Raw genomic sequence first — 24649 nt, 5'->3', positions numbered from 1 at the left:
GTTAATGGTCATTGTCTTTTAAAAAAACATAACCCTATTCCCTCCTGATGGTTTTTCTTTTCCAGCAAATTTTTCAATCTTATAGGTGAGCGAAAACATTAGGTACCGTTTTAAAACAGTATTTTCTTCATCACGAATAGCGGTTGGCGAAATGGTTCTTGTAGCACTCTGGTTCTGATTCAGCATATCATAAACTTTTACTTTGGCTGTCATTTTTTTATCGTAAAAACTATAGGCTAAACTTGTATTCCATAAATAGAAATCTTTTTTAAATCCATCTGCAATATTCGAATTATAAGTATATCCGAAATCATTACCGAAAACCCAATTTTTAGGCCAATAATTTGTGGTTTGTATGTTAAATTTATGCAACACATTAGATGCAGAATTGACTAAATAGTTAGTGTATTTTGTATCGTTATACGTAAAATTGTAAGTAGGGTTAATTGTAAATAATTCTCCATATTCATAGGTAAAACTCATGTGAGGTGTTATCTTCAATGCTTTTGCTTCAAAAAGTTCTCCGTCGGTAAACCCTTTTGATACGTTTAATCCCCCATATACGCCAGTGCTAAATTTAAAATTGTGCGCTTCATTTTTTATGGATTTATTCCAAAATGCTCCAAACCAAGAACTGTAGGTTCCAGAAACGTTTTCATAAGTAGTGGTTCTTTTTCTATTTTCATCATACAGAACAGATGAGACGACTTGATTGTTATAATAATCCCCTCCAAAATAAATACTATATCCTGAACGTGTTGTCATATTAAAGTCTCTAAAACTAAAATAACCACTGTGGTTTTTTATTAGATCTAAATTTGGATTTCCTATGAAAGTATTTAAAGGATTGGCTAAATTTTCCATTGGTAAAACTTGACTTGCTGTTGGGAAGTTAACGTCATATGCATATCTTGTATAAATGGACTTTGATTTTGAAATTTTAAAACTTCCATATGCATTCGCAAACGGGAAAACATAATTTTTATTCAAATTATTTGCCACACCTAAATACAATGAATGAGTATCAAATTGAGCAATCGTAGTTCCCAGATTCACATCAAAACTATATTTTTTCTTTTCGATTCCAAATCCGGTTTTTGGGGTAATAACTGTTATTTTTGAAGTAGAATAATTTGTTAATGAGGCATTTTCATCGGAATATGATTGTGAAAGCGCATCAAAATCGTTCGTTTTTTGATCTTCTGATGATTTTTCTGAACGATAATAAACACCCAATTTCATTCTTAACGAATCTTTTAAAGGCTCCGTATATTCGATTTCAGAAGAATATAAATCCTTTACATTTCTACCCTTCTTTTCTTGATCCCGATTATCATCCGGTTCTAATCCTTGAAAGAATACTGTTTTTGATTTATTTAAAACATCTGATATTTCTTTTTTATTGTCATTGTCAATGTTTACGTTTAAAAACCTGCCTTTTCTTTTAAAGGACTTATTAAAATTTATCGTATTCTTAAAATTATTGACATCTGCTTCTTCTATGCTATTAGATACATTATTATTCAACAATTGATCATTTTGATCCATAGACAATTCAGAGGATCGACTGCTGAATTTATTTGTAGCATTAATAAATTTTGGAGAGAAAGATATTGTCGTAGTAGAGTCTATTTTATATTCAAAAGTAGAATTAAAATTGTGCCCTAAGCGGTCTTCCGAAGTACTCGCGTTTGATTCTGTTGAAAAATTACCTGAAGGCAAAAAATTGACTTGCTTTGCTTTACTTACATTCTCGGAATTTGAATTAGTAAAGAAATAACTTCCATTAGAATCAAAATCTTTAAACCATTCATCTGCATAATTTACACCAATCATATTCGATTGAACAATCCCTTTTCCGCCACCAAAACGCATATTTCCAAATCCATAAGAACCATCACTATTATAAAAATAAGAAGAATTTCTTCCGCCGCCCATATTATCGAAAACTTCGTCCATCGAGAAACCGGTTGAATTAATATTATTCGAAGATGCCAAAACACTGATTTTTCGCTTATTCTTAAAATAATTGATTAATGCACTACTTTCGTAACGATTATCTGTTCCGAATCCTCCCATAAATTTGCCAAAGAAACCTTTGTTCTTATTTTCATCTATCGTTAAATTGATACTCGAATTATTGGAGCTTGCTGCTTGTTTGGTTAATTCTTCTTTTTTGGTTTTTGTATCGCTAATTTGTACTTTATTGATAATACTAGAAGGCAAACTTTGTAACGCAATTTTCCCATCTTTATCAAAAAATGGTTTTCCATTGACCAAAACCTGATTCACTTCTTTTCCGTTTACAGTAATTTTTCCTTCAGCATCAATTGCCACGCCTGGCAATTGTTTCAATAAGGTTTCCACATTTGCATCGGGACGAACTTTAAATGATGAAGCATTAAATTCTAAGGTGTCTTTCTTAATTCGTATTGGTGGAGCTTCACTTTTTATAACCACTTCATTTAAAAGATTTTCATCTTCCAATAGAGTTAAAACACCAAAATCCTTGTTTCCGCTAATTGCTGGAACTTCTTGCCTAAAAGTTTGATATCCCATATAAGAAATTTTCAAAAAAACAGGTTTAGTGATTTTTTTGATATCCATTTTGAAAAATCCATTTTTATCAGAAATAGTATAATCTATTACAGTAGAGTCCTGTACCGAAGTAATATAAACTGTAGCTGACTCTATAGAGGTCTGAGTTTTATTTTTCAGAATTTTGCCTTTAACAACAATATTGCTTTGGGCGAAGGAAAACGAACAAAAAAGAAGAAATAGAAATGAGTAAAATTTTGCCATAAAAAAATTCGCTGTTATCTGTTAGGAATAGACAGCGAATTAAGTAATTTAATATTTACAAATGTAATTTCTTACAAAAACTTTAACAAATATTATTTCTCTCTAATATAAATATCGATTGGTACTCCTGAAAAGTCCCAGTTTTCTCTAATTTTATTTTCCAGATAACGTTTGTAAGGTTCTTTTACATATTGTGGCATATTGGCAAAAAACACAAACTGTGGAGTTGGCGTTGGCAATTGCATACAATATTTAATTTTTACATATTTCCCTTTTGTCGCTGGTGGTGGGTATGCTTCAATTACTTTCAGCATAAATTCGTTGAATTTTGAAGTTGCAATACGTTGTTGTCTGTTCTCGAATACTTTTACGGTTGCTTCTAACGCTTTCAACAAACGTTGTTTTGTTAGTGCCGAAACAAAAAGAATAGGCACATCCGTAAATGGCATTAATTCTTCTCTGATTTTGGCTTCATAATCACGAGTTGACATCGTTTCTTTTTCAACTAAGTCCCATTTATTCACTAAGATTACAACACCTTTACGGTTTTTCTCAGCTAACCAGAATATACTTTGATCCTGTCCTTCAAATCCACGAGTGGCATCTATAATCAAAATACAAATATCAGCATGCTCAATCGCACGAACCGAACGCATTACAGAGTAAAACTCTAAATCTTCCTTCACTTTCGCTTTACGACGAATACCAGCTGTATCAACTAAGTTAAATTCGAACCCAAAACGGTCAAATTTTGTATCAATCGAATCACGGGTAGTTCCTGCAATATCAGTTACAATATATCTGTCTTTACCAATCAATGCATTGATAAAACTGGATTTTCCAGCATTAGGACGACCTACTACTGCAAAACGAGGTAGTACAACTTCTTCCTGAGTTGGTTCTGGTTTTATTGGAAAAGCATCAATCAATGCATCCAATAAATCCCCTGTTCCACTTCCGGAAATACTGGCAAACGTATAATACTCTCCTAGACCAAGGTTATAAAATTCTATTGCATCTTTCTCACGCATCGCATTATCCACCTTATTTACAGCAAGTAAAACCGGTTTAGTCACTTTACGCAACAATCTCGCAACTGCGTCATCCATTGGAGTAATTCCTTCTTCGACATCTACTACAAAAATGATAACATCAGCCTCATCTATAGCAAGTTCCACTTGTTTACGAATTTCGCCTTCAAAAACATCATCCGATCCACGTACATATCCTCCAGTATCAATTACTGAGAATTCCTTTCCATTCCATTCGCTTTTTCCGTAGTTTCTATCACGGGTAACCCCCGAAACTGAATCTACAATAGCTTCTCTTCTTTGTATCAATCGATTAAAAAGCGTCGATTTTCCTACGTTTGGTCTTCCTACAATGGCGACAATGTTATTCATAATCCTAATTTCAAATATTTTGCAAAGGTACTCTATTATTTTGTATTCTTACTATCCGTTTTTTGCGTGAAAGACAGCAGTGAAATTCTTTATTGCAATTCTTTTGCAACAAAGATTGTAATCTATAGCCTAACCTCTATTTGTGGTTACACCCAAATCACTTTATTGGTTGTATCCGAATCGTTTCAACATATTTGCGTTGCTTCTCCAGTTTTTATTCACTTTCACGTACAACTCAATATGAATTTGTTTTCCAAAGAATTTCTCCAAATCAGCACGAGACTCCATGCCTACTTTCTTCAAAGCTGCACCTTTATGTCCGATGATGATTCCTTTTTGAGTATCACGTTCCACCATAATCAGAGAACGAATGCGAATGATATTCTCATCTTCAAAAAACTCCTCCGTTACAATTTCTACTGCGTAGGGAATTTCTTTACTGTAGTTCAATAATATTTTTTCACGAATGGTTTCATTAACAAAGAAACGTTCCGGTTTATCTGTCAATTGATCCTTCGGATAATAAGCAGGAGATTCAGGCAACAATTCAATAATTCTTCCAAAAACTTCTGGCACATTAAAATTCTGTAATGCTGATATTGGAAAAATCTCTGCGTTAGGTACTTTTTCTGTCCAGAAAGCCACTTGCTGTTCCAATTGCTCTTGATTTGAATTGTCAATCTTATTCAATAATAATAGAACAGGAATTTTGGCATGAATTATTTTATTAAAAAAAGCTTCGTCTTTCAATTCTTGTTCTCCAATTTCAACCATATAAACCAAGATATCAGCATCTTCAAAGGCAGACTTAACGAAATTCATCATCGATTCCTGCATTTCGTACGCTGGTTTAATGATTCCAGGTGTATCCGATAAGATTAACTGAAAATCTTCTCCATTAACAATTCCTAAAATCCTATGACGTGTTGTTTGTGCTTTTGATGTGATAATTGACAATCTTTCTCCAACGAACGCATTCATTAGTGTTGATTTCCCAACATTTGGATTTCCTATGATGTTTACAAAACCTGCTTTATGTGACATTTCTATTAAAATTTATTGCGCAAAGGTAGTCATATCAAGTCAATAGACGAAATAAAACATTTTTTAAAATTTATGTTTGAATTTATTAAATTTCGTCGTACATTTGCACCCGAAACATCGCGGGATAGAGCAGTAGGCAGCTCGTCGGGCTCATAACCCGAAGGTCACAGGTTCGAGTCCTGTTCCCGCTACTAAGAATTTTATTGAAATTACAAACGCACATCGCGGGATAGAGCAGTAGGCAGCTCGTCGGGCTCATAACCCGAAGGTCACAGGTTCGAGTCCTGTTCCCGCTACTGAGAGGAACCCATCAACATTTTGATGGGTTTTTTCATTTTTACTACCTTCGTTACCCCCTGTCACCACTGCGATTAAGTCAAAAACACTGTTCACTTTTTTGGTTAGATACTCTCTATTTTTTGCCCTAATGGACAATCCTTCCGGAAACACTAATTTTTGAATTCTTATTTTGTCTTCCACATCTCCTCTACTCCAGCATTCACTGATGTTTTTAATTTTATCAACTACTTTTTCTACATGCATTTTGTGGTTAGATATTTTTTTTTCGTTCCTGTCCGTTTGCTCTTCAATTGCCTTTAATTCGGCTGCAAATTGCAATACATACTTGTTGTATTTTTCATCACCGAAATTTGGGTTATCAAAATAGCGCTTGTCCAAATTCTCTATTTTCATTTCTAACTCTTTTTTCTTCACCAGCAAACCCTTCATTTCACTCAGACCCTCAGTGTTCATGGTGTCAAAGAGCTTATTCAACTGCAATTTAAACGGTTCGATAAACCGACTGTTAAGTGTGTATTTTGACAATAAAGTTTCAAAAGAGTTGTTCAAACCTTCTGTTTTTGATTTTTCGGTAGTCGAAGCGTTAAAGCTAACATTTTTACACTTTTGACATTTGTAATAATGTTTGTTTCTTATCCGAACCTCATAACTAGTAAGCAAGCGTCCACATTCACAGCGTAAAAAACCGGTCAGCGGTCTAAACTCACTAATCTTACTTCTGATGTATTCTTTAACTGCATTTCTTTTATTTTCAGAAAGCATGCTATCAACAATCAAGAAATCTTCTTGACTAACCAATCCTTCCCAATTTCCTTTCACTGGTGCTTCAATTAAACAATTAACTAATATTCCACAGTAAAATGGATTACGCCACATAGCACCAATCCCTTGCTTTGAAATATTCAGATTTAATAGTTCCAGTTTTTGTCTAATCACATAATCACGTTCGCCCATTAGTTTCCATCTCCAAGCCTTTTTTAGAATCTCACCTTCGGCATTGATTGTAATGGATTGCGTTTCTTGAAGCAAAGTATAATCACTTACTTTTTTTCCTCGCATGGTATAACCTCTAGGTGCTTTACCAAGCCAATCCCCTCCACTCAACAGTGTCTTCATTCCTGGAAGTGTTTTCTCTAACCGATCCATATTTTCTCTTCTAGCATCTAAAAGCTTACTGTAAATGTCTAATTTACTGTATTCATCATTCGTACAAAGTCCCGAGGACGTTTCTATTAAATGTACGCCTAACTTATCCACTAGCTCATTTACAATCGCAATAGCATTACCACCAGTTCTTGAAAATCTACTAATAAATTTTATTGCTATTCCAAAAGGTTTGTGTTTTGCATTTTTCACCTCATCTATTAATTTAGTGAATTCCTTTCGTGTAAAGTCACCCGAAGCACTTTCATAAGTTCCTCCAAGTATATTTTTCAAAGCATATCCATTTTTGTTAGCAAATTGAACGATTTCACTTCGCTGCTCTTCTAAACTATTGTTTACTAATTGCATTTTAGAGCTAACTCTGGTGTACCCCCAAATCTCTTTTACCGCATCCCTTTCTACTATTTTATCTTTTTGAAATTTTTTGAAATTTTCGATTCCCATAATGTTACTCTTTTAAATTATACACTACTATTGCTAATTGAAATAAACTTTCAATTATTTCATTTGTCTCCGACTCTGATATTTCATCAAAACCTACACATTTCCTTAATTCTTCGATCGTTAATCGATCTAAATTACTCGCACCCTTATTCTTTATTTCGCAAGACATCCTTTCTCCCTGTTCGAGAGTTAAGTCCGTGCCCGCTGTCTTAAACATTTCCAAAGCTTTCTCTGGAGTGATTCTTCTTTTTTTATTCTCCTCTTCATTTCCCATCTTGCATCTCCTTTTTTCAATAGTTAAAGACCACCAAGGCAGTATTTTTCTAATTCTACATAAATCAGACTTCCTTATAAAGATAGAAATGTTTTCTGTCTCTATCATAGGTAAAATATACCCATGATCGGAGAGCATCTGTAATTATAAATTGAGTGTTTGAATTTTAATTTTCTGCGATATCATTCTTGCTTTTCTTCAGAAACCACTTCCTAGATTGGTCAAAAATCCTTTTTCATTAATATAGGAAGCTGCTTAATTGCAATTTCCAATAGCTGCGCGGAATTGATTTTTGAAAACACATTAGAAGAAGAATCCAATCCAAATCCATCTTCAGCAGTCTAAACGTAAAGTTTCATACAGACGGAGATCACAAACATGAAGTGACTCTAAGCCTAAACAGCGCATGATACCCAACCTATATCCTTTTCTTGTTTATAGGCTTTAAATTAAAAAAACACCAAGCTTGAGTAAATCAAAATTGGTGTTTTACATATACTGAAGACGCTCCTGAATGTACCTATTATAAATACCAGCACTACAGATTATGCTAGGAAATCGCTTCCAAATCCTCTTTTAACCTACGTAAAAAACTTTCTTCGCCATCATCCCCAGAAATATACCAATCAATTCTTTGCGCATAAACTTCCGCCTTTTTAAGTAAGTCAACAGCTGTCTTGTAAGCATTCACAACAGCCTCACTTTCAATTCGCCAATTTAATTCTTCTGGGTATTGATCATAATAGGATTGATCATTCCAAAGCTCACTTTTGGGTTTAGGATTTCCCATCCCATCAAGTTCACTTTGTATCGTTTCGTGTATTTCACGAATATTGTATTGTTTGTATTCAAAAGCTCCTCCACTCATCGTTTTATTTATTTTTAAGTTATTATATTATACTTTAACATCTTAGAGATACAGCAAGTCCCGTTTGGATTTACAGCTTTTTAATGTTGGATTCCAACAGCTGTTTTTATTTTCATAAATAGCTTTTTGAAATCAGAACCCGTTTCTTTATACAAATCATTCATCCTCTTCGGAAATCAAATGATCATCGTCCCAATGTTCTTTGTAAATCAGGATGTAATCAGCAGTTGCTCTTGGGTCGATATCCCAATAATAACGGCAAAGTTTTTTAAAAAGTTCTAATACTTTTTCATTACCACAATGATCCAGTAAATAATCTAGATGTCGCTCAATGGTATTTCCGTCTTTTGTTTGTGTTTTAATCAAATCTTCCACTTGTGGTTTATAGATATGATAGGCCTCTTCGTGCAAGTGCTGTATTTGAATAAATAACGGTGTCAATTGGTTTATTAAACCGTCCAAACTTTTGTCATTCATGTTTCCTTTTTTGTGTTAATACTAAAAAAAGCATTTAATATGTGGGTGTTTAATCTTATTTATTACGTCTGTATTTAAAAACACTCCCTTATCATCTATTTGCATTATAAACATATGGTTCAATTTAGCCCCATAAAGGAGGCTGATTATAGCTACTAGTGTCGCGGTAAAAGCAAACAATATTTGGCCTTACCTCCTCAAAATAAATCTGGAAATTAATTTACTGCTGTCGTTGCTTCAAATAAAATTGATGCAATTCATCGAGCAATTCAAGCTCTCCATGCGGCATTAGTTGTAGTGCCAATTCCAGCAAACCCAAAACGTTTATTTCAGGATTACGAATGGTATGTGAGATATACGGCGGGTCACTATCTAAAGCCAAAATACTTACTTTAAGTATATCGGCAACCATTAAGTTTAGTTCATTGTAACCTGAAACTTTTAATTCCAGAACAAACAAATTCTCTTTTTTTTCATCAGGTGTTAGTTGCGTGAAATATTTGATTCTATTCATTCGTTCTAAGAAATTTGCTATCGATTCTTTATTTAGTGTTTCCATGATTTTGTTTTTTTAGGTTATAATTGTTCTTTTATTTACTCTCTTTCATACTACTCGATACATCATCAAGGAGTAATTGATGAATTTCATCCAATACTTCTATCTCTTCATGAGGAATTAATTGCAATGCAAGTTCTAGTACTGAACAAACATCGATATGTCGATCTTTTACCAAATCTGTGATATATGGCCCGTCTGACTGGGTAACATACGCACACATTTTCACTAGATTACAGGCCAATCTAATCATATCTGAATAACCTGACACTCTAATTTCAAGGATATGAGCTGCATCTATATTTTCTACCGGTTTAAGTTCCTTAAAATGATAAGAGGCAAAATGTTTAAATTCTTCGAGGGTTTTAATTTTACTTGTTTCCATGATATTTATTTTTTTTTGTTTCGACTCTGGTTTCAATATCCAAATAGATAGGAACTTTGTGTCCTAAATTAACATTGAAACCCCTAGGTTCCAGCACATCAGTACCCATTACGATATGTCTGTCAACAATTGTCAATTGTCATTAGACATACCCAATCTTTCTTTGCTCCGAGCTACACTTTGCAGGAATAATCTTCGAACTTCTTTTTTAACCCAATCCACTTTTGCAGATGCTACTTTTACAGTTTCCTTACTGACAGGTTCAATTTCTGCATTCCATTGGATTGCAGCACGAGCATTTTGAGTTGTTCCAAAACAAACCACTCTTCTTTCTTATCGGGGTCAAATGTCTTGCCTAGAGTACTGGAAAACTTGCCCAAGTCTTTTTGCAGTTTTTCAATATCGCCGTGAGCTAACTTATTCCCCGTCAGATACCATGATGCACTAACAAAAAGTGAGCTCAGTTGTTGATGCATCGTATAAGCTGCCATTAAATAATTTTCACATCTTAAATAAAAACTTATATCCCATCCAATAATTTCACTTGTATACAAATCTGGGTAAAACGTTTTTTTAGCCTTCCTTATAAGCCATTTTGCATTAAATTTTTCTAAAGCAATAACACTACTGCTATCATCGACACTATACACCAGTTCGTGTTCGCTACAATGCATAATAAAAAAAGCATTGCCTTTATTGAGTTCCATCACTACGCAATCTGCATTATAGACCCGAAATGAAAATTCAGGATGGGATTTGAAAATTTTTCGTGCATTATCGTAAATATCATCGCAACTATCCATATTATTATCACTAACCATAACCGTGATAATACCAATATTGACTTCCCTTTCAAGATGCCGTGAGAAATAGATGGAGTCTGTCTCTATAAACTCTAATAGAAGTTTGACTGTCTTCATTATTTGGCTATAGTCTTGATAATCTTTCTGAGTTAAAATATTGTGGTACATAATTCAAATTTTTAAAGTTCTTTATTATACAGATTTTCAATACGCTCCAATTCAGCTTCTACAAGCTCACAAGCTTGTTCATGAAATAGTTTGCATCTCTTCGCTAGAAGGTCAGTATCTACTAGGCATGATTTTTTCAGGCTAACCCAACGAAGTGCAGTTGGATGTGCTTTTAATAAATCAAAGAGTCTTTTATCTTCACCGCTAGTTCGTGGAAATATCTCAGAAGTAAGAGGAGTGAATACTTCACAGATTTCAAACAAATAAGCCATCGAAAAATGATTGGGATGATATCCTAAAAACACATTGATGAGCCCTAGGCAGATTTGCTCTACAGTAATATGTAGCATAGATTCCTGAACCTCTCCCGTATTCGCATAGTCTACATGATATTGGCCTTTTAAAAAATTATTAGCCACTACACTTCTGTTTTTCCAATAAGAGCGGATGTAATCTAAATTACGTTTTGGAATTTCATCAAAGACAATAATCGGAGGCATACTTTCACGCTCATACACTTTATACCCTTTGGTTAAAACCTGATGGTAAAAATATAATTGATGTGGTGTGAGATAATTACCCGATTTCCCTTTATGAAGTAACATCGTTACTGTATAACGTCCTTCTGTCTTGACTTTTATAACATCCGTAATATCAGATACCGTTTTAATTATATGTTCGTCTGTCAAAACCAATAAATAGAAATGGGTATTCCTCTCCTTTTTATAATTATTTTCCGAAAAAGGATTCAAAACCGATTGGCTTTTCTTTCTCTCTCCAAAACAGTAAATACCAGTGGTACCGATACTTTCAGCAATAATGTTCTTAACTGTCTGTAATCCTCCCTTGTCAATTGCTTTCATAATTTTAATTTATTAGTTAATACTAGTCCGAAAAATTGTATTTTTGTTTAATACACAGCAAGTAAGGAAGATTTAGTACCGTACCGAACCATTCGCAATTGTATCCAACCAAAACTGACTTGTTTTTTACCAATGCTTTTTTTGACAGAATTTTAAATATCTTTGAACTATGAATACAGCAACAAAACCAAAACATATAGGCCGAAATATTAGCCGAATCAGAGAACTAAGAGGTATGAAACAGGAAGCATTAGCTACCGCGATTGGTATGAGTCAGCAATCCGTTTCTAATATTGAAGCAAGCGAAACTATAGACGATGAAAAATTACAGGCAATAGCAGAAGTTTTAGGTGTTTCTGCTGAGGCAATTAAAAACTATAGTGATGAAACCGTATTAAATAATATTCAGAATAATTATGAAGGATCTGTAATTAATAGTGGCCCAACTGTAAACCATAATTGCACATTCAATCCTCTTGATAAAGTTGTAGAACTTTACGAACGCTTAGTTCAATCCGAAAAAGAGAAGGTAGAATATTTAGAGAAATTACTAAAAGAGAAATAACCTTTTATAAAGAGATATATTAATTCAAAGACAGAGACCCGCAAGAGTCTCTGTCTTGCTTTAGAATATTACATAACATTCTGAAAAAAACAAGTACAATGGATAAAACTATAAAGCTGCGAGTTAAAAAAGAAATTGATAATAGCAGAGCGCTTAAAATTTTGAAATTAAAAGGCACTTTAATTTCAAAAGGCTACACTGAAATTATTCATATTGCTGATGAAAATACAGAGTATTATTTGAACTCATTTTCCACTTCACTCGAGAATAAAAAAGAGGTAGAATATTTTGTTTTGGACTACATAACAAATCATAATCTTGCCGATACTATTACGTTACTTCAAGAAAGCAATTAAATAATTTTTGATTGCTATTTTTTTCAAATCATGTGCAAAAACCTTCCTAAAAACAGTCAGAATTTTACACATTAATTAAAATGAATTGATTTGAAAAAGTATGCTTCCTTATTCAAGATACAATAATTATTTAGGCACATTTTTTTCAGTATTGGGAATAAGGGAGCATACACTTTCAAAGACCTCCGAAATAAATATTGTTACAGCTTTAATACGCCCTAAAGATCTCAAAAGCGTCCCAATAAAAAATCACAAAAAGTACAACTAAGGTATTGGACATTCATCAACTGCGAGCCCATAATGGCACCGCTCATTCTTCGCAGCACCACCCTACGGGACTTATAGCACTCCGTTTGCTGTATTTCCAATTTTACACAGCTTTCTTTTTTTCCTTTTTCTTTTCAAAAATATTTTAGGGCTCCCTAAAATTTACCCATGATTGTTTATGTCACACACTAGCTTTAAATTAGCCTTTAACCTTTAAAAAGCTGAAAGATTGCAACGTTCCTGCAATCGGCAAGATGTCCGGTTGTTAAACAACCGCATCTTGCTGCCCCACACTCGGAACTCGTGGGCAGTGACATTGAAAGGATAAAAAGAGTTTGAAAACAATGAAAATGATAAATAATGGAAACAGAAAATTCAAACAGGACACGCATAATTGGGCTGCGACTAACTCCCCAAGAATATGCGAAAATTGAAAAGAAATGGAAAGCCAGCACTTGCCCCAAGCTTAGTGATTATGTGCGGCGGAGTATTTTCGACAAACCCATTGTAACCACTTATAGGAATCAATCTTTGGATGAGTTTATGTCGGAATCGATGCGATTAAGAAGCGAACTGAACAGGATTGGCAACAACTTTAACCAGGCTGTTAAAAAGCTGCATACCTTACACGAAATAGCCGAATTTAGAAACTGGCTATTTTCTTATGAGTTGGAGAAAAAAAATCCTTTTCAACAAAGTAGATGAGGTAAAAAACATATTCAAAAAATTGCGAAAACATAGTTGCAGTGATCTAGAGGATTGCATTTATTTATTTTCTCAAAATGTGGAAAACGGTAAGATTAAATTATCTGAAATTTAGCTTTGATTATTATAATGAACCTTTACACATTATGCCAAAATTCACAAAAAATATTCGGTGACACGGACAGTTTTAGAATAGGTTATATCTATTAAAATTTATAGATTTAGTTTTCACAATCACATAACGAACTCTGTTTTCAATGGAAGCAGTTTGGAAAAGCAATACAGCGCAAAAGGAATTTTACAACGCTGCAAGCCAAACATTTGTAATAATGAAAACTTTCTCTAAAATCAAATTCAATTTCTTCTGGAGAAATCTGAAATCTGAAGACCATTTAAGAACAAATCTGACTGAAATTTTACTACATGCTGAAAAGACAAATGATTATACACCTAAACAGCTTAAGCAAAATAAGAGAAAAAGAATACGGAAAGGAAATTAAAAAAATTAAGAGTGTATATGTGCCCCCTTAACTTTTTCTCTGCTTTTTGTTGGCACATCCAACTGAAATGTATTACTTAACCCACAGGTATTAGTTCGCCATTTTTAATACTTTCTCTCAACCCTACCAAAGCTTCGTCGTCGCTTCCAAAGGTAAATTTCGAAAAATATTTGTTAGCTGAATTGAGCACTTCTTCTTGAGATTTATATTTTGCTATATGCATATACAACCAAAAACAAAAATTCCGCTTGTCATTATTCATTATTGAATTCAAGGCTATGTCTTTTAGCATAACATCTAGGTCCTCAACAAAATTTATGACCAAGAAAACGAGATAACTAAAACTACCTTTATTTATGCCATTTTCCATATAAGGTAAAGCGAATTCAATTTCTGGTAGTCGAAAATATTTGGTCATCAATGCTTGCATATTTTCTTGTAATACAAGGGGCGGATAATATTGAACATTAGAAGAATGCCAAAAGACATTAGGATTTGAAGCATAATTGCTAAGCAGGCCTAAAATTGTTCTTCTAATTCCTTCTTCTGAAATTTTAGAGAAACTGGAAATGATAAAAAACCATGTAGAAGGTTTATTTCTGTGATTGGCATAAAGAGATTTTAATCCTTCATAACATTTTTCTGGCTGCTCTATACATGCAAGCCAATCCAAACTTCTACCATAGTTCTCGTATCCGGTAAGTTGTTCCTTGAAAGCATGACAATATTCCATAAAATCAGAAAAACGCTCAGTACAAAATTCGTTCTTCTGGTCAATTCTTATATCATGAGTTTTCTGGTTTAAGATATGAGGATTTGAATTTATATATTCTTTAAAATCAATCCAAAATGCTTTTCCTATTTCGGGATCGTAAACTATACCTATATTGAGGTTTAAACCTCCGTACCAATAATGGAGATGGGCACAATTCGCAGGAATTTTATACCCTTTATTATCCTTGTAACTTACGCCACTTTTTATCTGAACGAACACTCCGTAATTTGTTGCCAACCCATCACTAACAAACTCTATGTAGCCATCATTCCCTTGATCGTTATCTCTGTCAATCTTTTGAATAATGGAATTACTGTCTTGCACTACGGATTCTATATAGCGGATTCCTTGTTGTTCGGTTTTCGTATTAGGGTTGCGAAAGGTCATACCCAAAGGTAAAAAAACATTGCTTACGATTTACTTCATAATATACTGCTTACTTTATTTATTCTATAGCTAAAATATGGGTGCTATAAATAATCCAAAAAATATTTGGCTGGCAGCAAAGTGTTCATTACATTTGATTGTTCATTGTCACTGAACAATAAATTTTAATGAACATGAGTAGAAGCAATGATTTCATTTATGATGCAGTATCTAAGTTAGAAAGCCTTACTCACGCAACTATTGAATTAGATAGTAAACGTAAGGAGTATGACGCTGCAATCACTATAAATGATAAGAGACTTAACATCATAGCAAAGGCAGCCATTAGAGATTCTAATATTGGAATCGTATTGACTCCCTTTGTAAATCAAACAGATAAAGAAAAATCAACCCTTCTCTTTATAGCAAAGTACATCTCAAAAAGCTCAGCTAATCTACTGAAGAATAGTAATTTAAATTACCTGGATGCATCCGGCAATGCCTATATCAAAAAAGATGATCTTTTTATTTGCATTGAAGGACAAAAAACTGACAAATATGACAAAGATCAATCCAGAGCTTTCCAGGAAGCAGGCCTTAAACTGATTCTATTATTATTGTCAAAGCCCGAAAGTTTAGTTTATTCCTATCGTGAATTATCAGATAAAACTGATGTATCTATAGGATCGGTTAGTAACATTTTTAGCGAGTTAGAAGACCTGAAGTTTGTTCTCCGAACCAAACAAAAAAGGATAATTAAGAATAAGAAAGAGCTAATCGAAAGATGGGTAATTGCCTATAATGAAGTATTAAAACCGAGAATTCTGCGAAAGCGAATGAAATTTTTGCAGAATACTGATTTTAACGATATTAAAACCCTAGCGGAGAAAAAAATCACTGTTTGGGGTGGAGAACCCGCCGCTGCAATTCTAACAAAGAATCTTAGACCTGAACAATATATCCTATACAGCAATGCTGAATTGAGCACACTGTCTAAACAATTCAAACTCACGCCCAATCCAAACGGAAATTTAGAGCTCTGTGAATTGTTCTGGAAGTTTGATAATGAAACAGTAACAGCTCCCCCACTGGTTGTTTATGCCGATTTAATTAGTAGTGGATTTGAGAGAAATATAGAAATGGCAAAAATAATTTTAGAGAATGAACTATAAGATCAACAGCGACAAACTGGCTCATCCACTATTGAAGCCAATTTTACAAGAACTCGATGGTTACTTCAAAGAATTAAATATCCAATTCTTTGTTATAGGAGCTACAGCTCGGGACATAGTAATGGAAATTCATAATGAAAAATCCGGCCGATTGACATATGATCTGGATATTGCCATAGCGATAAATGACTGGGATCAGTATGCGGAAATCGAAAAAAGCATAGTTAAACTAGAACATTTTAAAAAAGACACAAAACAAAAACAAAGATTCATTTACAAAGATACTTTTCAACTTGATATTGTCCCTTTTGGAAATATCATGAAAGAAAAGGACAAGATATTTTGGCCTCCAGATGAACAAGTTGCAATGAGTGTCCTAGGATTTCCCGAGGTTAAGGATGGATTAATCGTAGTAAAAATAGACGAAGAATTTGAAATCAATATTATATCACTGGCTGGCATATTTGTCCTAAAAATAGTTGCTTGGAAGGATAGACATTTAAAAGGAAATAAGGATGCTGATGATATAGGGTTTATCCTAATTAATTACCTAAGTATCTACGAAGAAAAAGCTATAGAGATATATGACGAGATATATGACACAGATAATTTTTCAACGATTACTGCGGGCGCTAAACTTTTAGGGGATGATTTATTTGATATCCTGAAAATAAACATCAAGACCAAAGAGGCTATAACTCAGATAATAAAGGATCAGTACGATAAGGCTGAAGATAGCGAGCTTATCAATCAAATACTGGAAACGAATAGAATAATCCGGTTCGAAGAAATAATTGAAAGCCTATTCATTTTAATAAAAAAGCTAGAAAAATAACATGACCACAGACATAATAGAACAAGAAGATATATCCTTAGAAGACAACCAGTTGGTTTGCATTATTACTGGAAAAATTAAAAAAATTAAATCACAAGAGACTAATTTACAATCAGTTGCACTAATGCTAAACGAAGAGTATGGTTTTAATTTGACTGATATGGAGCGTGATTTCAAAATTGAATATACAGACCCAGATACAGGAAAACAGAAAAAACAAAAGATAGATTTAGCTGTGTTCGGAAAAGATAAGCCTCATGAACAAGAAAATATCATTCGTATTTGTATTATTCAAGACGACAAAGTAAAGGACACTGACAAAGGTAAAGGCTTAGCTGCAACATTAGAAAATGCAATGGGCGCAGTAGAAAATTGTGAGTTTGGTTTGTGGGCAAATGGTTCTAACTACCACTTTATACAAAAGGAGGAAGATGCCATGAGGTTCGATTCAGAATTTACTGATTTATCTGACTTTCCAGGTGAAGGCGAAACACTAGAGGATCTTGATCGTGCTGATCGTTCAAGTAGCAGAAAGCCTGCAAATGACTCCCTAATCAAAGTTTTTAAACGTTCGCACGATTATATTTATGGAAATGAAGGACGAAAGAAAGATGCCTTTTGGCAATTACTTTACCTGATTTTTTGTAAACTGTATGATGAGAAGAGAAAATTTATTCCGTCGGAAGAAAGTTATAGAAGAAAATTTTGGGTCGGGGTAAAAGAAAAAAACACAGCAGAAGGGTGTAAAAAAGTTGCGCAGCGTATTAAAAGTCTTTTCAAAGAATTAAAGGAAGACAAAATTTTTTCGGAAGTATTCTCGGGAAGTGAGGAGATTGAATTAAGAGATAAAGGAATCGCTTTCATTGCTAGCGACTTAGCCAAGTACTCTTTTTTAGACGCCTCAATCGATGTAAAAGGAACTGCCTATGAAACTATTGTAAGCAATACTTTAAAACAAGAAGCGGGTCAATTTTTCACACCTAGAAACATAGTAAAAACGATGGTAGAGATGTTGAACCCGAGTGAGAACGATCGTGTTTTAGATCCGGCATGTGGTTCTGGAGGTTTCTTAGTCATGGTGTTAGATCATGTTCGCAAGCAAATTGCCAAAGAATTATACCCCTCTTTAGAAGGGCCATTATTAATAGAAAAGTTTAACTCTTTCGACGTAAACGATCGGGTACGTGAATATGCGGAAAAAAGTATTTTTGGGTTTGATTTTGATCCAGATTTAAAAAAAGCCGCAAGAATGAATATGGTAATGGCTGGAGATGGCCATGCCAACATATTCCATGTAAATTCATTAGCCTATCCGAACTGGGAGCATCCAGATGAAATTGAAAAAATCAACTCTTCAATCAACCAAAGCTTGAGAGAGATGAAAGATATAGAAAATGTTTATGGTGGTGATGCTCGCTGCAAGTTCGATATGATATTTACCAACCCGCCATTTGGGGCTAAAGTCGTAGTAGAAAAGGAAGTCGCTGCCCCTTATTATTTATCTCAATATAGTGATGCTCCAGAAGTTCTATTTATTGAGGCATGTTACAACTTCTTAAAAGACGGTGGTAAAATGGCAATTGTATTACCAGACGGAATTCTAGGGAATCCCAGTACCCAACCGGTTAGAGAATGGATATTAGACAAATTTAAAATACTTGCATCGGTCGATTTAGCAGTCGAAGCATTTCTGCCTCAAGTTGGAGTTCAAGCATCATTGCTGTTTTTACAAAAAAAAACAGAGATGGAGCGTCAATTGGCACAAGATCGCGTTGAAGACTACAATATTTTTATGGCTATAGCAGAAAAATTAGGTAAAGACCGGAGGGGTGTTCCAATTTACTTAAGAGATGACGATGGTGCCGAATTATTGTTTGATGTTCAAACAGAATATTTAGTTAGGACAAAGGAAAAAAATTTAGAAGTTCGGATTCGGAGAGAAAAAATAAAGCGATTGGATGATGATTTACCTAAAATAATTGAAGCATATTCTAATTTTTTAAAGGGATAAATATGAAAACTTTAATTGGAAAAGTTAAGTGGATTCAAGAGACCGGCGCTAGATTGGACTCTTCATTTCATTTAGGAGACGGGCGAAAAACTCGCAAAATACTTGAAGATTCACCTTTGGGAACCAAACTATTATCTGAGTTTTCCTCCGATATTTTTTACGGTGGTAGAGCCCGACGGAATTATGTCGAAAACAAAGAAAAAGGAGTATCTTTTATGGGAAGTTCTGATATGCTAAAATCAGATTTTGAATCTCTGAAATTAGTCTCGAAAAAATTAACTAAAGATCTGACTTCTTCAATGTTAAAAGAGGGTTGGACTATGATATCGCGATCTGGAACAATTGGCAATACCAATTATACTACCAAAGATTTTATTGGGAAAGCCGCGAGCGAACACATTATAAGAGTAGTTCCTAATGACCAGATAAAGTCTGGTTATCTGTATTCCTTTCTTTCTTCAAAATACGGCTATGCTTTAATGACTCAGGGAACTTTTGGGGCGGTTATTCGACATATCGAACCCGAATACTTGGCTGGTCTTCCAATACCAATCTTTGATAAAATAAAACAACAAAAAATACATGATCTGATTACGGAAGCATCTGACCTGAGGGTTGAAGCTAACAAATTATTGAGGAATGCGCAAAAGGAAATTAAAACCTTAGTAGAACTTCCTGATCTAAATAAAAACGAATTCGAATATTTTGGAAATCACAGTCACGATCGTGAAGTAGCAGTCTTCCAGCGTAATATTTCTGAATTAAGTGCAATTTCTATTAATGCATTTAACTACTCGAAGAAAGTTGAGATTCTTGAAAATAGAGTGAAGCAAAAGAAATACAAACTTTTGCATGAATGTTTAGATGCTAATCAGTTTTTTTCTACTGGTTCATTTAAACGATTAGAATTAGATTCTCCCACATCGATAAAGTTGATTAATCAGTCTGATATCCTAAATCTAAAAAAGCAGGGCAAATTGCTAGCAAGGGCATTTGCAAAAACTGATAAACTTGCTGAATATGGTGAAGTATTGATAGCAGGTGTAGGAACTTTAGGTGAAGGAGAAACATTCTGCCGCGCAATTTTTGTCAATGAGGAATTAGAAGGACAGTTATTAGCAGGTGAATTTATCAGAATGAAAACAAATGAGGAGGTTCCTTCTGGATATTTATTCAGTTGGCTATCTTCTGATTATGGATTTCGATTCATTCGGAAGACTCAATCAGGAACTAAACTATGCCGCCCAATTCATCGATTACTTAAAAACATCCCCATACCTATTTTAGAGAAATCACAAATGGATAAAATTGATAAAGATGTTAGGTCAGCTAATAAGATGATCTATGATGCTTTATGTAAAGAAAATAAGGCTATCAGCCTTGTAGAAAAAGAGATTGAATCATGGCAAAAATAATTAAACCACCCTATTTTGATTCGGTTGTAAACGCAGGAGAAAAGCGTTTGCTAGACTTTCTGGAAGCAAACCTTCCAGAGTCCTTTTATTTAATTCCTAACGTCGAAATTGCGTCTACAAACCCACGTAATAATCGAACTCAATATTGGGAATACGACATCATCGTTGTAGCGCCGCATGCTATTTATAACATTGAAAATAAAGATTGGAAAGGTCGGATTGAAGGGGATGATAATTATTGGTACATAAATGATAAACAAAGAAATAACCCACTAAAAACTGGGAGACAGAAAACTGCAATTCTTGCCTCTAAATTAAGGGAGTATAATTTTTCTTGGGGTAAAGCATGGGTTCAAAACATGGTAACATTATCGTTTCCTAACACTTACGAGCCGTCACTTTGGAAAGAAGCAGGAAAACTTACTTTTCAGCTTAATGAGAAATTGATCAATTACTTAAAAGATCCTTATCAAATTGGACAATTAGAGGGTGACATCGCTAAGATCCAAACTGATTTAGTTCAGTTTTTAACTGGCAAACAAAGCCAGAAAGCACCTAATGAAAAGCATGAGGTTGAAGGTTATGAAATCATTGAGGTACTGCATCAAGAAAATAATTATGCTGAATATTTAGTAAAACCCAAAGGCGTTGCATCGTCTATTCAGAAAAGAGTAAAAGAATATGCGTTACAGATTAGTGGCTTAACGCAGGATGAGCTTAGTGAACGTGAAAATCAAATAAACAACCAATATAAGGCACTAAATAGAATAAAAGCAAAACCATTTATTTTGAATGTTGAATTCCGGATAGACGAAGAAAACCATCTCTTCTATGAAATCTCTGACTATCTCGATGAAAACTCGTTAAAGGCAGAAATCCGTTCAAAAACTTTCACGTTTCAAGAAAAGATAAATATCATCCACAATATTATGGCTGCGCTGAAAGAAGCGCATAAGGAAAACGTATTCCATAGAGACATCAACCCAGAAAATATATTCATGACTGGCGGTTATGCTTACCTAGGAAATTTCGGGAAGTCTTATTTCTCTGATGAGTCCAGGCAAGGTTATACCGTTATGCCCACTATTAGTATAAGCAATGCTACTGCATACCATCCACTAGAACTTACCGTTGGTGATGCTTCAAGAGCCTCTGATATTTATTCACTGGGAGTATTAATCTATTGGCTGTTTACAGGACTTGAACCAGTTAAGACTCCATTTGAACTAAATAATCTATCAGGAAAACTACCCGAAGATAGGCTACCCTCGAAGATCAACAGTACCCTGCCGAAATGGCTAGATGAGCTATGTAATAAAACAATATTAGTAGACGAAAGTCTCCGATATGATAACATTGAAGAGCTGGAAGAATTCTTTAATAAAGCCTTGAAAGGCAATCCATCTTCTGCTCCTGAAACTAAGATCACGCCAATAGCTGTTCCAGCAATTGATACATATGACATAAAAGAGGGAGATTCCTTTGAACGTGTTTATCTTATTCAAAAGGTATTAGGAAAAGGTGGTTACTCCAGAGTATTTAAGGTACTCCAACAATTGCAAGGAGAATCTTTTACGCTAAAACTTTTTCACGAAAGTGTAAATGCACAATCAGTAATTGATGAATATAAGGCCTTAAAAAAACTAGACCACTCTAATATTGTAAAATTTGTGGGGAATGGGAAATCCATAGATGGGCAGTTTTATACCATCATGGAATATTTGGAAGGTGAAAATCTAAGTATCTACACTCGTACAGACGCGCGATTATCTATCAAGAGAGTATTCCATGTAGCTAAAGATATTCTGAGCGCATTGGTGGCCATGCAATCTCTTGAGCAACCAATCCTACATAGAGATGTGAAACCACAAAATATTGTGTGGGACAATGAACAGAGGTTTGTTCTAATTGATTTTAATGTTGCATCATTCGCAGACGACAACAACGATTTTGTTGGCACTAATCCTTATTTAGCACCAGATTTAATAGTCGATGGCACGAAAATAAAATGGAATACTTCTGCGGATACTTTTGCTTTAGGTATTACGCTTTACGAATTATTATGCAAGCAGTATCCATGGTCTCCCGGGAAGCTACCAATCTTAAGCAAAGATCCAATCCATCCAAAACAGATTGAAAAACGGTTATCCGATGATTTTGCTAATTACATTTTAAAAGCTATAAATCCTAGATCTGAAGGCAGATTTGCAACAGCGAAGGACATGCTAGATGCCCTTCTTGTATTCGGTGAAGACGGAATATTAGAAAGTAAGACTGAGCAATCCAACACGGAGGTTGAAGTTGCCGAAAAAGAAGACTTTGTTAAATATATAAACTCTTTGTTCAGTCAATCTAAACACGGAAATTCAGGGACAAGGGCAAGTTTTAATGCAAGTAATTTTGATCAACTTACCTACACGCCAACCAAATTAGATAACCGCCTCATTCCGGCTGTTTTGGACGGCCAGTTTAAGTTACTGATTATAACAGGTAATGCTGGTGACGGTAAAACTGCGTTTATTAGAAAGATAGAGGAAGATAAAAACATTACTCACCTTACTCGATTTGGTCATAAAAATGGAGCCAAGTTTAGAATTAATGGCGTACTCTTTGAAAGTAACTATGATGGTTCACAAGATGAGGATGAAAAAGTCAACCACGATGTGCTTGAAAACTTTTTTCAGCCTTTCGAAAATTTAAATAATTATAATGACGCTACAGAAGGCAGAGTCATTGCCATCAACGAAGGAAGATTAGTTGAGTTTCTAAAAACAACATCAAAACACAATCAATTACACGATAACATTGAAAATTACTTTTATAATGAAGGTCATCATGAACTTCCTGAAGGTTTGATGATTATCAATCTGAATTTGAGGTCAATTGCTGCGAAGGATTTAAAAGAACCTAGTTTATTTAGACAGCAAATAAAAGCACTTACAAAAAAAGAACTTTGGAAACAATGTGATGGTTGTTCTTTGGCAAACCAATGCTTTATAAAATACAATGTAGAATCATTTAATGATTCTGCTACCGGCGAGGAGATTATAACTCGCATGGAGTGGCTATTGAGAACTGCAGCTCTTAAGCGAGAATTGCATGTGACAATGCGTGATTTACGTTCTTTTATTGCTTACACCTTGACTCATGATTATGATTGTGGGGACGTCGAAAGATTATACAATGAGAACCTTAATTCTCCTGAAATTTTTTGGCAAAACTATTACTTCAACATTACTAATCCGATGTCTGATGATTCTGGAAATCAAGACCGCTTAATCAAACTGCTGCGTGAAACCGATATTGGGGAGGTAGCGATTCCAGATTTAGACCGAGATTTATTTTTTGGGAAGCACCAAAGTAAATCCTATTTAGAATTTGCTGAGAGAGAGATTAATCTACTTGATACATTCAATGCAGTTGAACGAATTAAACCAACATATGAACAGGACGATACTGAAGTAATAAGAATTAAGGCCATCCAGAAAAATTTTGTAAGACATCAATATTTTGAAGGTAAAGCAGGTTTACTGAGCGTCTCAAATAGTCAGGTTAAGGGCGATAATGAGGAATATAAGAAGTTGCCTTCTTATCTCTTACGGTTGCCGTATCACTCTGTTTTCAAATTTGTCAGAGTGCTTAGCGAAGGTGATATAAATAACGATACAAAAACTAGTATCTCAAGAGCCATTTCATTAAATGAAGGATGTGATAATGCCGCGATTGACAAGGAATACTTGATTTTGTCCTCAACGGAGATTAATGATCCATTTAGTAAATCATTTCGGCTATTTAGCTTGGATGATTTTGAATTATTTGTAAATAGAACCGGTCATTTAGTTAAGTATCTTGAATACGAGCCTGATAGTTTGACGTTCAGACACAAAATGCAGAAGCATATTAAACTAACAGTATCCTTAGATTTATATGAAATGCTTCATTTCATTCAGCAGGGTTTTAGCCCCTCCCTTAATGATCTAAGAGGGAAGTTTGTAGAGCTAATTATATTCAAAAACCTGTTAGAGAATCTTAACTATAATGAAGTAGTTGTGACCAAAGATAACCTCGCTTTTTTCAGAATCAGTAAAGACGAACAGAGTCGTCTACTTTTACAACCAATGGATATATAAT

Annotated in this window: 20 protein-coding genes and 2 tRNA genes; 10 read left to right on the top strand and 12 right to left on the bottom strand. The window is 34.3% G+C overall.

Annotated elements, in window-relative coordinates; all coding sequences use genetic code 11:
* Positions 1-18: 18 nt before the first annotated feature.
* From ACNQGN_RS07700 to era, 3 genes are all read right to left on the bottom strand, one after another.
* Entirely contained in the window at positions 19-2802 is a 2784-nt protein-coding gene (locus ACNQGN_RS07700) for an outer membrane beta-barrel protein (RefSeq protein ID WP_417987256.1), read from the bottom strand.
* 92 nt (positions 2803-2894) lie between these two features.
* Entirely contained in the window at positions 2895-4205 is a 1311-nt protein-coding gene (gene der, locus ACNQGN_RS07695) for a ribosome biogenesis GTPase Der (RefSeq protein ID WP_039109002.1), read from the bottom strand.
* 162 nt (positions 4206-4367) lie between these two features.
* Positions 4368-5249 (bottom strand): GTPase Era, encoded by an 882-nt coding sequence (gene era / locus ACNQGN_RS07690; protein WP_417987255.1) that lies wholly within the window; start codon positions 5247-5249, stop codon positions 4368-4370.
* A gap of 118 nt (positions 5250-5367) precedes the next feature.
* On the opposite strand from era, the gene ACNQGN_RS07685 reads away from it, so the two are divergent.
* A tRNA-Met gene (locus tag ACNQGN_RS07685) sits at positions 5368-5440 on the top strand.
* Between the two features lie 32 nt (positions 5441-5472).
* Positions 5473-5545: transfer RNA gene (locus ACNQGN_RS07680), tRNA-Met, on the top strand.
* Here ACNQGN_RS07680 and ACNQGN_RS07675 read toward each other — a convergent pair.
* The 8 genes from ACNQGN_RS07675 to ACNQGN_RS07640 all read right to left on the bottom strand — a co-directional run bounded on the left by ACNQGN_RS07675 (position 5505) and on the right by ACNQGN_RS07640 (position 11551).
* Positions 5505-7157: a recombinase family protein gene (locus tag ACNQGN_RS07675; RefSeq protein ID WP_417987370.1), complete on the bottom strand. Its 1653-nt coding sequence runs from the start codon at positions 7155-7157 to the stop codon at positions 5505-5507. The two genes, ACNQGN_RS07680 and ACNQGN_RS07675, sit on opposite strands and share 41 nt — an antisense overlap.
* 4 nt (positions 7158-7161) lie before the next feature.
* A complete protein-coding gene (locus ACNQGN_RS07670; protein WP_417987254.1) occupies positions 7162-7431 on the bottom strand; it encodes a hypothetical protein in 270 nt (89 codons plus the stop codon).
* A gap of 550 nt (positions 7432-7981) precedes the next feature.
* A complete protein-coding gene (locus ACNQGN_RS07665; RefSeq protein ID WP_417987253.1) occupies positions 7982-8299 on the bottom strand; it encodes a hypothetical protein in 318 nt (105 codons plus the stop codon).
* 156 nt (positions 8300-8455) lie between these two features.
* Complete coding sequence (locus tag ACNQGN_RS07660; RefSeq protein WP_417987252.1) at positions 8456-8776, bottom strand: hypothetical protein; 321 nt, start codon at positions 8774-8776, stop codon at positions 8456-8458.
* Positions 8777-8996: 220 nt separating this feature from the next.
* Entirely contained in the window at positions 8997-9335 is a 339-nt protein-coding gene (locus ACNQGN_RS07655) for a hypothetical protein (protein WP_417987251.1), read from the bottom strand.
* A 31-nt stretch (positions 9336-9366) separates the two neighbouring features.
* Positions 9367-9717: a hypothetical protein gene (locus ACNQGN_RS07650; protein ID WP_417987250.1), complete on the bottom strand. Its 351-nt coding sequence runs from the start codon at positions 9715-9717 to the stop codon at positions 9367-9369.
* Positions 9718-9956: 239 nt separating this feature from the next.
* Positions 9957-10688, bottom strand: coding sequence for a hypothetical protein (locus tag ACNQGN_RS07645; RefSeq protein WP_417987249.1), 732 nt, complete (start codon positions 10686-10688; stop codon positions 9957-9959).
* A gap of 11 nt (positions 10689-10699) precedes the next feature.
* Positions 10700-11551, bottom strand: a complete 852-nt coding sequence (locus tag ACNQGN_RS07640) for a hypothetical protein (RefSeq protein ID WP_417987248.1) — start codon at positions 11549-11551, stop codon at positions 10700-10702.
* A 169-nt stretch (positions 11552-11720) separates the two neighbouring features.
* Between ACNQGN_RS07640 and ACNQGN_RS07635 the strand changes: the two genes are divergently transcribed.
* From ACNQGN_RS07635 to ACNQGN_RS07625, 3 genes are all read left to right on the top strand, one after another.
* Complete coding sequence (locus ACNQGN_RS07635; protein ID WP_417987247.1) at positions 11721-12116, top strand: helix-turn-helix domain-containing protein; 396 nt, start codon at positions 11721-11723, stop codon at positions 12114-12116.
* A gap of 98 nt (positions 12117-12214) precedes the next feature.
* A complete protein-coding gene (locus ACNQGN_RS07630; RefSeq protein WP_417987246.1) occupies positions 12215-12472 on the top strand; it encodes a hypothetical protein in 258 nt (85 codons plus the stop codon).
* Between the two features lie 627 nt (positions 12473-13099).
* Entirely contained in the window at positions 13100-13444 is a 345-nt protein-coding gene (locus tag ACNQGN_RS07625; protein ID WP_417987245.1) for a plasmid mobilization protein, read from the top strand.
* Positions 13445-14020: 576 nt separating this feature from the next.
* Here the strand turns inward: ACNQGN_RS07625 and ACNQGN_RS07620 are convergent.
* Positions 14021-15106, bottom strand: a complete 1086-nt coding sequence (locus tag ACNQGN_RS07620; RefSeq protein WP_417987244.1) for a DUF4365 domain-containing protein — start codon at positions 15104-15106, stop codon at positions 14021-14023.
* Between the two features lie 173 nt (positions 15107-15279).
* Between ACNQGN_RS07620 and ACNQGN_RS07615 the strand changes: the two genes are divergently transcribed.
* The 5 genes from ACNQGN_RS07615 to mads6 are packed head-to-tail and all read left to right on the top strand — an operon-like array spanning position 15280 to position 24648.
* Entirely contained in the window at positions 15280-16257 is a 978-nt protein-coding gene (locus ACNQGN_RS07615; RefSeq protein WP_417987243.1) for a type IV toxin-antitoxin system AbiEi family antitoxin, read from the top strand.
* Entirely contained in the window at positions 16247-17092 is an 846-nt protein-coding gene (locus ACNQGN_RS07610; protein ID WP_417987242.1) for a hypothetical protein, read from the top strand. Before ACNQGN_RS07615 ends, ACNQGN_RS07610 begins: the two co-directional genes overlap by 11 nt.
* Before the next feature lies 1 nt (position 17093).
* Entirely contained in the window at positions 17094-19103 is a 2010-nt protein-coding gene (mads2, locus tag ACNQGN_RS07605; RefSeq protein WP_417987241.1) for a methylation-associated defense system DNA methyltransferase MAD2, read from the top strand.
* Positions 19104-19105: 2 nt separating this feature from the next.
* Entirely contained in the window at positions 19106-20518 is a 1413-nt protein-coding gene (gene mads5, locus ACNQGN_RS07600) for a methylation-associated defense system restriction endonuclease subunit S MAD5 (RefSeq protein ID WP_417987240.1), read from the top strand.
* Positions 20506-24648: a methylation-associated defense system protein kinase MAD6 gene (gene mads6 / locus ACNQGN_RS07595; RefSeq protein ID WP_417987239.1), complete on the top strand. Its 4143-nt coding sequence runs from the start codon at positions 20506-20508 to the stop codon at positions 24646-24648. The genes mads5 and mads6 overlap by 13 nt, the downstream gene beginning before the upstream one ends.
* The last annotated feature ends 1 nt before the right edge of the window (position 24649 follow it).

The sequence above is a fragment of the Flavobacterium rhamnosi genome, from assembly GCF_048286515.1.
Taxonomy (GTDB): Bacteria; Bacteroidota; Bacteroidia; order Flavobacteriales; family Flavobacteriaceae; genus Flavobacterium.
This window is presented reverse-complemented; position numbering and strand designations above follow the sequence as displayed.

Bases quoted from the DNA above. Each gene is read 5' to 3' on its own strand.
- ACNQGN_RS07700 (WP_417987256.1), bottom strand. From the start codon at position 2,802: ATGGCAAAATTTTACTCATTTCTATTTCTTCTTTTTTGTTCGTTTTCC.
- der (WP_039109002.1), bottom strand. From the start codon at position 4,205: ATGAATAACATTGTCGCCATTGTAGGAAGACCAAACGTAGGAAAATCG.
- era (WP_417987255.1), bottom strand. From the start codon at position 5,249: ATGTCACATAAAGCAGGTTTTGTAAACATCATAGGAAATCCAAATGTT.
- ACNQGN_RS07675 (WP_417987370.1), bottom strand. From the start codon at position 7,157: ATGGGAATCGAAAATTTCAAAAAATTTCAAAAAGATAAAATAGTAGAA.
- ACNQGN_RS07670 (WP_417987254.1), bottom strand. From the start codon at position 7,431: ATGGGAAATGAAGAGGAGAATAAAAAAAGAAGAATCACTCCAGAGAAA.
- ACNQGN_RS07665 (WP_417987253.1), bottom strand. From the start codon at position 8,299: ATGAGTGGAGGAGCTTTTGAATACAAACAATACAATATTCGTGAAATA.
- ACNQGN_RS07660 (WP_417987252.1), bottom strand. From the start codon at position 8,776: ATGAATGACAAAAGTTTGGACGGTTTAATAAACCAATTGACACCGTTA.
- ACNQGN_RS07655 (WP_417987251.1), bottom strand. From the start codon at position 9,335: ATGGAAACACTAAATAAAGAATCGATAGCAAATTTCTTAGAACGAATG.
- ACNQGN_RS07650 (WP_417987250.1), bottom strand. From the start codon at position 9,717: ATGGAAACAAGTAAAATTAAAACCCTCGAAGAATTTAAACATTTTGCC.
- ACNQGN_RS07645 (WP_417987249.1), bottom strand. From the start codon at position 10,688: ATGTACCACAATATTTTAACTCAGAAAGATTATCAAGACTATAGCCAA.
- ACNQGN_RS07640 (WP_417987248.1), bottom strand. From the start codon at position 11,551: ATGAAAGCAATTGACAAGGGAGGATTACAGACAGTTAAGAACATTATT.
- ACNQGN_RS07635 (WP_417987247.1), top strand. From the start codon at position 11,721: ATGAATACAGCAACAAAACCAAAACATATAGGCCGAAATATTAGCCGA.
- ACNQGN_RS07630 (WP_417987246.1), top strand. From the start codon at position 12,215: ATGGATAAAACTATAAAGCTGCGAGTTAAAAAAGAAATTGATAATAGC.
- ACNQGN_RS07625 (WP_417987245.1), top strand. From the start codon at position 13,100: ATGGAAACAGAAAATTCAAACAGGACACGCATAATTGGGCTGCGACTA.
- ACNQGN_RS07620 (WP_417987244.1), bottom strand. From the start codon at position 15,106: ATGACCTTTCGCAACCCTAATACGAAAACCGAACAACAAGGAATCCGC.
- ACNQGN_RS07615 (WP_417987243.1), top strand. From the start codon at position 15,280: ATGAGTAGAAGCAATGATTTCATTTATGATGCAGTATCTAAGTTAGAA.
- ACNQGN_RS07610 (WP_417987242.1), top strand. From the start codon at position 16,247: ATGAACTATAAGATCAACAGCGACAAACTGGCTCATCCACTATTGAAG.
- mads2 (WP_417987241.1), top strand. From the start codon at position 17,094: ATGACCACAGACATAATAGAACAAGAAGATATATCCTTAGAAGACAAC.
- mads5 (WP_417987240.1), top strand. From the start codon at position 19,106: ATGAAAACTTTAATTGGAAAAGTTAAGTGGATTCAAGAGACCGGCGCT.
- mads6 (WP_417987239.1), top strand. From the start codon at position 20,506: ATGGCAAAAATAATTAAACCACCCTATTTTGATTCGGTTGTAAACGCA.